Origin of the sequence: Paracoccus isoporae (assembly GCF_900101865.1) — a bacterium.
GTDB lineage: Bacteria > Pseudomonadota > Alphaproteobacteria > Rhodobacterales > Rhodobacteraceae > Paracoccus > Paracoccus isoporae.
Window position 1 is genome coordinate 1 of the sequence record NZ_FNAH01000023.1, and the last position, 8493, is coordinate 8493.

General features: G+C 66.3%; 8 protein-coding genes and 1 pseudogene. 6 read left to right on the forward strand and 3 right to left on the reverse strand.

Going from position 1 to position 8493, the window contains the following annotated elements; genetic code table 11:
* Nucleotides 1-222: electron transfer flavoprotein subunit alpha/FixB family protein (locus BLT73_RS16725; RefSeq protein WP_218132571.1), on the forward strand; the 222-nt coding region annotated here is incomplete at its 5' end.
* Between the two features lie 106 nt (nt 223-328).
* Here BLT73_RS16725 and BLT73_RS17755 read toward each other — a convergent pair.
* A pseudogene (locus BLT73_RS17755) lies at nt 329-463 on the reverse strand (IS5/IS1182 family transposase); the annotation flags it as partial.
* Nucleotides 464-921: 458 nt separating this feature from the next.
* Nucleotides 922-2904, reverse strand: a complete 1983-nt coding sequence (locus tag BLT73_RS16735) for a TonB-dependent receptor domain-containing protein (protein ID WP_245727395.1) — start codon at nt 2902-2904, stop codon at nt 922-924.
* Nucleotides 2905-3095: 191 nt separating this feature from the next.
* On the opposite strand from BLT73_RS16735, the gene BLT73_RS16740 reads away from it, so the two are divergent.
* The 4 genes from BLT73_RS16740 to BLT73_RS16755 are packed head-to-tail and all read left to right on the forward strand — an operon-like array spanning nt 3096 to nt 6824.
* A complete protein-coding gene (locus tag BLT73_RS16740) occupies nt 3096-4124 on the forward strand; it encodes a hemin-degrading factor (RefSeq protein WP_090525725.1) in 1029 nt (342 codons plus the stop codon).
* Nucleotides 4124-4978, forward strand: coding sequence for a heme/hemin ABC transporter substrate-binding protein (locus BLT73_RS16745; protein ID WP_176805215.1), 855 nt, complete (start codon nt 4124-4126; stop codon nt 4976-4978). The genes BLT73_RS16740 and BLT73_RS16745 overlap by 1 nt, the downstream gene beginning before the upstream one ends.
* Nucleotides 4978-6039 carry a FecCD family ABC transporter permease gene (locus tag BLT73_RS16750; RefSeq protein WP_090525726.1) on the forward strand — a complete coding sequence of 354 codons (1062 nt, stop codon included), beginning with the start codon at nt 4978-4980 and terminating at the stop codon, nt 6037-6039. Before BLT73_RS16745 ends, BLT73_RS16750 begins: the two co-directional genes overlap by 1 nt.
* Entirely contained in the window at nt 6036-6824 is a 789-nt protein-coding gene (locus tag BLT73_RS16755) for a heme ABC transporter ATP-binding protein (protein WP_090525728.1), read from the forward strand. The genes BLT73_RS16750 and BLT73_RS16755 overlap by 4 nt, the downstream gene beginning before the upstream one ends.
* 183 nt (nt 6825-7007) lie before the next feature.
* Here BLT73_RS16755 and BLT73_RS16760 read toward each other — a convergent pair whose 3' ends face one another.
* The gene (locus tag BLT73_RS16760) at nt 7008-7901 is read right to left on the reverse strand and encodes a LysR substrate-binding domain-containing protein (protein WP_090525730.1); all 894 of its coding nucleotides are present in this window, start codon (nt 7899-7901) and stop codon (nt 7008-7010) included.
* 86 nt (nt 7902-7987) lie between these two features.
* Here BLT73_RS16760 and BLT73_RS16765 point away from each other — a divergent pair.
* The coding region (locus tag BLT73_RS16765; protein WP_176805217.1) for an acyl-CoA dehydrogenase family protein at nt 7988-8493 on the forward strand (506 nt) is incomplete at its 3' end.

Here is an 8493-nt window from a genome sequence, read left to right on the forward strand (position 1 = left end):
CCGAATGACTGGCAGGTCGGCCAGACCGGCAAGGTGGTGGCACCCGAGCTCTACGTCGCGGTGGGCATCTCCGGCGCGATCCAGCACCTTGCGGGCATGAAGGATTCGAAGGTCATCGTGGCGATCAACAAGGACGAAGAGGCCCCGATCTTCCAGGTCGCCGATTACGGTCTGGTGGGCGATCTGTTCCAGATCCTGCCGGAACTGACCGAGAAGCTCTGATCGGCGTCTTCTTCATGGGAAATACCCGGACAAGGGCCCGCCCAAAAGGCGGGCCCTTTGCGGTGTCACGCAGGGCAATGCCTGCGCTTGGCTCCAGAATCGTTCTTTATCGTAGGCAGGAGAGGACGGTCGCGGCACGAGCGATAGTCGAGACGAAGGTTTTCGGGCATCGGTTGTTTGGGCTTGCCAGGTATCTCCAATCCTTGAGCCTGCCGAACATGATCTCAATCTGGTTGCGGCGCGTTCATCGACGCGTGATCGATCCCGTTCTCGATGGCGTTGAGTGTGGATTTGACCTTTTACTCGACGCCCACCAGATTTAGCTCCGCCCTGCTGCGATCTCCAACAACATCTCCGTAGAGATGCTGCTGCGCACCATAAAATAAGAGAGTTGCTAGCTGAGTGCCATTGAGACAGGACCGGAGAGAAAGGCGGCCATCCGGAACCGGATTGACCGTTTACTGTCAACATCGCCCCAATTCAGCCCTCGGCAGCAAGACAACCTCGCTGGTCTATTGGCAGAGAGATGATACGAACCAAAACGAGCAGCATCTGCAACGGGTTAGAGAAATTGCGCCAGATCCTGTCCAAGGATGGGGAAGTGGCACACCGGATAAATAATGCCCGCACAGCCTATGTTGGCGGGCATTCTTGCGCTGGATATCGCGGCGTGCGGCACCTGTCGGCGCCTTTCCGCGACTAGAACCTCCGGGTGACGGAGATCTTGGCGTTGCGGCCTGGTGCGGGGCCGGTCAGATAGGTCGCTGGGGTGTAATCGCGGTTGGTGACGTTGTCGATGCCCAGGTTCACCTGCACATCCTGCAGCGCACCGCGCGCAGGTGACCAGACGGCGAAGATGTCGTGGACGCCGAAGCCGCCGCGATGCGTGCCGTCCGGCTTGTCGCGGCCTTTGGCCAGCAGGCTGCGCGTGCCGATCTTCCAGTCATCGCTGGCCTGCCATTGCGCCGACAGGACCACGCGGTCATTGGGCAGCGTGTTCAGCACCGCGCCATCCTGATCCTCGCCATCGACGACCGAGACCGCGGCGCCGAACTGCCAGGCGCCGGTCTGATAGCTCGCCTCCAACTCGCCGCCGCGCAGATAGGCGCGGTCAATATTGATGTAGGACGGGGTCGGGGCCGGTTCATTGGTGCGCACAATCATGTCGTCGATATGGTTGCGGAACAGGGTCAGCTTCATCGCCGCCGCGTCGCCCGCCCTGAACACGTCATCGGCCCGGTAGCTGATGCCGATCTCGATATTCTTGCCCTGCTCGTCGCGCAGATCGGGCGAGGGGGCGCCGCCGCCGAACCCGTCGTAAAGCTCGTCCACCGCCGGGAGACGGTTGACGAAGGCCAGCGATCCGAAGACCGACCAGTCATCGGTCAGGCGATACATCACCGCCATCTGCGGTTCGACCGATTCCGCGTCGATGCGCTCATCGGAGATGGCAACGCTGCCCTTGGGCTCGGTGCGCTGGCGTTCATAGCGCAATCCGCCATTCACCGTCACCCGGCCCCAGTCCAGTTCCGACCATGCATAGACCGCGGAGGCGCGCGTATATCCCTCCGGATGGGATGAGGAGATCGTGGTGCTGGACCGGTCCTGCTCCAGCGTCTCGGCGCCCAGGGTCAGGAAATGGCTGTAACCGGCGCCGGACAGATCGGCCGTGTTCTGGGCCTTGAGCTTCCAGAGCGCGTAGTCGCGACGCCCGAGCAACGTGTCGGAGATCGGCTCTGCCGGGTCACTGCCCTGCCGCACGTCCTTGATCGTGTTGGTATAGGAGAGGGTCACCGTCGCATCGACATAGCGGTTCTCTGCCGGGTTCCAGCCCCATTCCAGCCGCGCCACCTGGTCGCGCGTGGTGATGTCGCCCACGCCCCAGCCGGGAAAGAACGGTCCGAACAGGCCGACCTGCGCGCCCTCGATCTGGTTGAAGTCCTGATCGTCGCCCGTGGCCTCGAGTTGCTGATAGCTCAGCTCGACATGGTGATCGCCGAATGTCCTGCGCGCCTTGAGCAGCAGGTTCGGCGTGTCGGAATTGGCCCGGACCAGCGTGTCGCCATCCGCGTCCCGGCTTTCGCCCAGCTTGCGATAGGCAAGCGCGGCCAGGGCCTCGAAATCATCGCTCGGCCGCCAGCCCCAGGCAATGCTGCCCAGAAGGGCATCCGGGTTCGACGCATAGCCGAGCTTGACCCGGCCGCCGCTGGTCTGCCCGTCGCGGATCAGGTCGCCGGGGTCGATCGTCTCCATCGCGATCACGCCACCCAATGCGCCCGACCCGTAAAGCGTCGAGGCGCCCGGTCCGCGCAGCACCTCGACCCGCTTGATGAAATCGGGTTCGACGAACAGCGCGCCCTGGCGGTAGCTTTCGAAATATTTCTCTTCGCCGTCGATCAGTTGCACAATCCCGGCCTCATGCGCGGCCGATCCGGCAGAGCCGAAGCCACGGATATTGAAACCCTGCCCGAAGAAGCTGGAGGAGCCGACGCCGGCCACACCGGGGACGGTCTCGAGCACGTCGCCGATGCTTTCGGGCGCAATGTCGTCGATGTCGCCCTGGTCCACCACGCTCACGGATTGCGGCACCGAGGAGGCGACCTTCTCGATCCCGGCGCTCAGGAAAATCGGGTCCAGGGTGATCGGATTGTCCATCTCCTGCGCGGCGACCGGCAGGGTCATGCATGTTGTCCCGAGCAGGATCGTGAGACGGTGAATATAGGGGGCCATTGGCGCAACCTCGTGTCGTGGAAGGTGATTTTCACTGGCTTGCGGCTGGCGTCTTGCGTCGCTTAGTAATTCATACTAAAAAAGTCAAGTAATCGACCGGTCGCGCTGAATTCGGGCTGCCCGGTGCTGGACTGGAGGCATTGATGAACGACCTGACCCCCGCGAGACTGCGCGAACTGAAACGCGACGCGACGATGCGGCCCTATGATCTGGCACAGCAGCTCGGCGTGTCCGAAGCCGCGCTGGTGGAGGCCGATCTGGGCCACGGGGTGCGCCGGATCGACCCGACGCTGGGGCGGCTGATCCCGGCCATCGGGGAGCTGGGCGAGGTGATGGCGCTGACCCGCAACCGCTCCTGCGTGATCGAGAAGATCGGCGCCTATGTCGATTTCCACGACGGCGACCACGCCGCGATGACGCTGGGCGCCGAGATCGATCTGCGCATGTTTCCGCGCCACTGGGTGCATGCCTATGCGGTGGAATCGCCGGATGGGGCGCGCCGCTCCGTGCAGGTGTTCGACGCGGCAGGGGATGCGGTCCACAAGGTGCATCTGCGGAATGCGTCCGATCCGGGCGCGTGGGACCGTCTGTGCGACGGGCTTGCGCTGGCGGATCAGGACGGCCTGTCCGCGTTCCTGCCCCGTGCCGATCCCGAAGGGGCCAGATTGGCCGAAGATCGCGCCGAGACGCTGCGCGAGGAATGGGCGCGGATGACCGACACCCATCAGTTCAACACCCTGGTCCGGCGGCTGAAGATGAATCGCCTGGGCGCCTATCGGCTCGCCGGCGCCCCGCTGGCGCGGCAATTATCGCCGCAGGCGGTGCCGGATCTTCTGAAGCGGGTGCGCGACGGCGGCCAGCAGATCATGTTCTTCGTCGGAAACGCGGGCTGTATCGAGATCCATTCCGGCCCGATCCATGTGCTGAAACCGACCGGTCCCTGGCTGAACGTGCTGGACGAAGGCTTCAACCTGCATCTGCGCGCGGATCACGTCGCGGAGGTCTGGCTGGTGGACAAGCCCACGAAGCGCGGTGCGGCCATCTCGGTCGAGGCGTTTGACCCGCATGGCGATCTGATCTTCCAGTGTTTCGGCATGCGGCAGGAGAAGGGCGGCGATCCGGCGGCCTGGTCGGATCTGGTCGCGCGCCTGCCGGTCGTGGAGACCGCGTGATGTGGCGTTATCCGTTCGTGCTCGGCGCCATGGCGGCGCTGGCGCAGCCGGCCGGCGCCGATCCGCATCCCGATGCCAGCCAGGTCGTGTCCATCGGCGGCGCGATCACCGAAATCGTCTATGCGCTCGGTCAGCAGGATCGGCTGATCGCGCGGGACACGACCTCCAGCTATCCTGACGCGGCGGCGGAGCTGCCCGATATCGGCTATATGCGGGCGCTGTCGCCCGAAGGTGTGCTGTCGGTCGGGCCAGATCTGATCTTGTCCGAGGCAGGCGCGGGCCCGCCGGAGGCGATCGAGGTGCTGGAGGAGGCCGGAATTCCGTTCGAGACGATCGACACCAGCCCCGATGCCGAGGGGGTGGCCGCCAAGATCCGGGCCGTGGCCGATGCGCTCGGCGTGGCTGAGCGCGCGGACGCCGCCATCGCCGCGCTGCAGGCCGATTTGTCGCAACTGCCCGACGGCCCGGTGCAGCCTGCGAAACGGGTGATGTTCATCCTGTCGCTGCAGGGCGGGCGGGTCATGGCCTCGGGCACCGGCACCGAGGCCGATGCGATCATCCGCATGGCCGGGGCGGAGAACGCGTTGGCGGGGATCGAGGGCTACAAGCCCCTGACCGACGAGGCGGTGAGTGCTGCCTCCCCCGATGTCATCCTGATGATGCAGCGCGGCGCGGCGACACGCGATCACGACATGGCGGATGATGAACTGTTCGCCTTGCCGGCATTCTCCACGACGCCCGCTGCCAGAACCGGCGCGGTGATCCGCATGGACGGGCTGTATCTGCTGGGCTTCGGGCCGCGCACCGGCAAGGCGGCGCTGGAATTGCACCGCGCCATTTACGGGCCATCGTAATGGTCGCGCTCGAGCTGCGCGGCGACAACCTGGCCGGTGACCGCCGCCATCTTGGCCGCGCCCTGTCCATGTGGCTGCTGGCGCTGCTGATGGTGGTCTCGCTTCTCTCGCTCGGACATGGTGCCTCCGGCCTGTCCGTCCCTTCGGTGCTGGCCGACTGGGCCGCGGGGCGCGAACTGGCCGTCACCGACCGGGTCATCCTGATCGATATCAGGTTGCCGCGCGTCCTGACGGGGATCCTGGTCGGGGCCGGCCTGGCCGTGTCGGGCGCGATCATGCAGGGCTTGTTCCGCAACCCGCTGGCCGATCCGGGACTGCTGGGAGTCAGCTCCGGAGCCTCGCTGGGGGCGATCTCGGCCATCGTGCTGGGCGGGATGCTGCCCGCGGCCATCGCCGGGTGGTATCTGGTGCCACTCGCTGCCTTTGCCGGAGGCTGGGCGGCGATGCTGCTGCTTTACGCCATCGCCACGCGGCAGGGGCGCACCTCCGTCGCCACCATGCTGCTGGCCGGGATTGCGCTGGCGGCGATGATCGGGGCGGTGGGCGGGCTGATCGTCTATCGCGCCGATGACCAGCAATTGCGTGACCTGACCTTCTGGGGGTTGGGATCGCTGGCCGGGGCGAGCTGGACCAAGCTGATCGTCGCCGGCCCGGTGATCGCCGCGGCCCTGATCGTCGCACCGGCATTGTCATCCGGGCTGAACGGGCTGGCCCTGGGCGAGGCCGCCGCCGCCCATGTCGGCATTCGCGTGCAGCGGGTCAAGACCGCAGCAATCCTTGCCACCGCGGCGGCAACCGGCGCCGCCGTCGCCATCTCCGGCGGGATCGGTTTCGTCGGCATCGTGGTGCCGCATCTGCTGCGCCTGCTCGCCGGTCCCGATCACCGCTGGTTGCTGGTCAATTCCGGCCTGCTCGGGGCATCGGTGCTGCTCGTGGCCGACATGATCAGCCGCAGTGTCGTGGCACCGGCCGAACTGCCCATCGGCATCATCACCGCCATGATCGGCGGGCCGTTCTTCCTGTGGGTGCTCATGTCCAATCGCCGGATGCTGGACGGATGAGCCTCTGCGCACGCGATCTGAGCCTCCGCCTCAGGCGCCGGCTGATCCTCAACCGCGTCGCGATGACGGCGCCGCCCGGTGCGCTGACGGCCATCATCGGGCCGAACGCGTCGGGCAAGACCACGCTGCTGCGCGCCCTGACCGGCGAGATCGCCCCCGACCACGGCCAGGTCGCGCTGAACGGCCGGGATCTCGCGGCCCTCTCGCCCGGGATGCTGGCTGCGAAGCGCGCGGTCCTGCCGCAGCACAGCGTGATTTCCTTTCCCTTCACCGCGAGCGAGATCGTCCGCATCGGCCTGACCGCCAGCGCCCATCCGGAGGCGCGGCGAAATGTCCTGATCCGGTCGGCCCTGGCCGCGGTGGATCTGCCGGATTTCGCCGGGCGCCTCTATCAGGAAATGTCCGGTGGCGAACAGCAGCGGGTCCAGCTTGCGCGGGCCCTCGCGCAGGTCTGGCGACCGACGGGCGATGACGGACCGAACTGGCTCTTGCTGGACGAGCCGGTCAGCAGCCTCGACATTGCCCACCAGCTCACCGTCATGCGGCTGGCGCGGGACTATGCCAGCCGTGGCGGCGGGGTGGTCGCGGTCATGCATGACCTGAACCTGACCGCCATGTTCGCGGATCATGTGGTGCTGATGCGGAACGGTCAGGTGCAGGGCGAGGGCGCCCCGGCGGAGGTGCTGACCGACGCGCTGCTCTCGAAGGCCTATGGCTGCAATCTGGCCGTCAGCCGGACACCGGCGGAAGGGATCTGGCTGCTGCCCCAGATGGCCTCGGTCTGAGACAGGCCGAGGGTTCGGGCTGTCATCAACGCCGCGGCAATTCTGGTCGTCCCGGTCTTTTCGCTGATCGTCTGCGGCGTGCCACTGGCGCTGCACCGGACGGCTGCGGCCGCGGCATCGACCGGTGGCATGACGGCGACACGCCCGCGCCGCTGGGAAACGGCGCAGCATTCGGACGCCCGGCTAGTCAGCCGCGGTCACGAGCCACTCTGCAAATGGTGCAAGTGCTGCGCAGGATGACGCTTTCGGCGCGATGAGCGCATAGGGCGATTTTCCGCCCAGCGTATCGGGGCAGGGCTGCACCAGCCTGCCCGATTGCAGCGAGTCGGCCACGAAGATGTCCGGCAGGATCGCGACGCCCAGCCCGACCTCGGCGGCATCGATCACCATGTCGAAATGCTGGAATCGCGGGCCGGGGATCTGCTGGAACAGATCGGCGCCGACGCTGCTCAACCAGTCGCTCCACAGGCTTGGGCGGGTCGATTGCTGGATCAGGGGGAAGCGCAGAAGCTCGTCCGGCGACAGGGGCGACCGCCCGAGCAGATCAGGGGACGCCACAACGATCAGCCTTTCATGACAGATCGGAATGACCTCCGTGCCGGGGCCGGCCATTTCCAGCCGCTGGATGGCGGCGTCGACACCGGCGCGGTCGAAAGCGACGGGTTCGAGCGCGGGCGAGATGTCGATGCGCAGGCTGGGATGGGCGCGCAGCAATGCGGGCAGGCGCGGGATCAGCCATTTCCGGGTGAAGGTGGGCAGCGCGGCGAGCCGCAGGACATTTTCCGCCCCGCCATAGGCCATGGCCATCCGGGCAGACAGATCCAGCCGCTCCAGGATGTCCCGGATATCGGGCAGCATCGCCCGCCCGACATCGGACAGCACCAGCCGCTGCTGCGTGCGCGTGAACAGCCGCACCCCCAGCCGCTGCTCCATCGTGCGGATGGTGCGGCTGACGGCGCTCTGGGTCAGGCTCAGCGCCTCGGCTGCCGCCGAGGCCGAGCCCAGCTCGGCCACGGCCAGCACGGCGCGCAGTTCGGTGACGGTCGGGGTATGGGCGTGGCGGCGGAAATCACTCATGAGAAAAACTTCTGATGTTGCGATTTCCCATCGTTAGCCGAGCGTGTGCTTGCACGATAGGGTGCCGGGAAAAATGGAGATGAGAGATGTCGCTGAAACCGAAAGACGCGCCGGGGCTGGGCAAGTTCGACTGGGAGGATCCGTTCCGGCTGGAGGCGCAGCTGACCGAGGAGGAGCGGATGCTGCGCGATGCGGCGCGGGCCTATGCGCAGGACCGGCTGCAGCCGCGGGTCATTGCCGCCTATCGCGACGAGGTGACCGATCCCGAAATCTTCCGCGAGATGGGCGGGATGGGGCTTCTGGGCGTCACCGTGCCCGAGGAATATGGCGGCATCGGCGCGGGCTATGTCAGCTACGGGCTGATCGCGCGCGAGGTGGAGCGGGTCGATAGCGGCTATCGCTCGATGATGTCGGTGCAGTCCTCGCTGGTGATGTATCCGATCCACGCCTACGGCTCGGAGGAGCAGCGGCGGAAATACCTGCCGAAACTGGCCTCTGGCGAATATATCGGCTGTTTCGGGCTGACCGAGCCGGATGCCGGATCGGACCCGGCCGGCATGAAGACGCGGGCCAGAAAGACCGAGAACGGCTA

Bases quoted from the DNA above. Each gene is read 5' to 3' on its own strand.
- BLT73_RS16735 (WP_245727395.1), bottom strand. From the start codon at position 2,904: ATGACCCTGCCGGTCGCCGCGCAGGAGATGGACAATCCGATCACCCTG.
- BLT73_RS16755 (WP_090525728.1), top strand. From the start codon at position 6,036: ATGAGCCTCTGCGCACGCGATCTGAGCCTCCGCCTCAGGCGCCGGCTG.
- BLT73_RS16745 (WP_176805215.1), top strand. From the start codon at position 4,124: ATGTGGCGTTATCCGTTCGTGCTCGGCGCCATGGCGGCGCTGGCGCAG.
- BLT73_RS16750 (WP_090525726.1), top strand. From the start codon at position 4,978: ATGGTCGCGCTCGAGCTGCGCGGCGACAACCTGGCCGGTGACCGCCGC.
- BLT73_RS16740 (WP_090525725.1), top strand. From the start codon at position 3,096: ATGAACGACCTGACCCCCGCGAGACTGCGCGAACTGAAACGCGACGCG.
- BLT73_RS16760 (WP_090525730.1), bottom strand. From the start codon at position 7,901: ATGAGTGATTTCCGCCGCCACGCCCATACCCCGACCGTCACCGAACTG.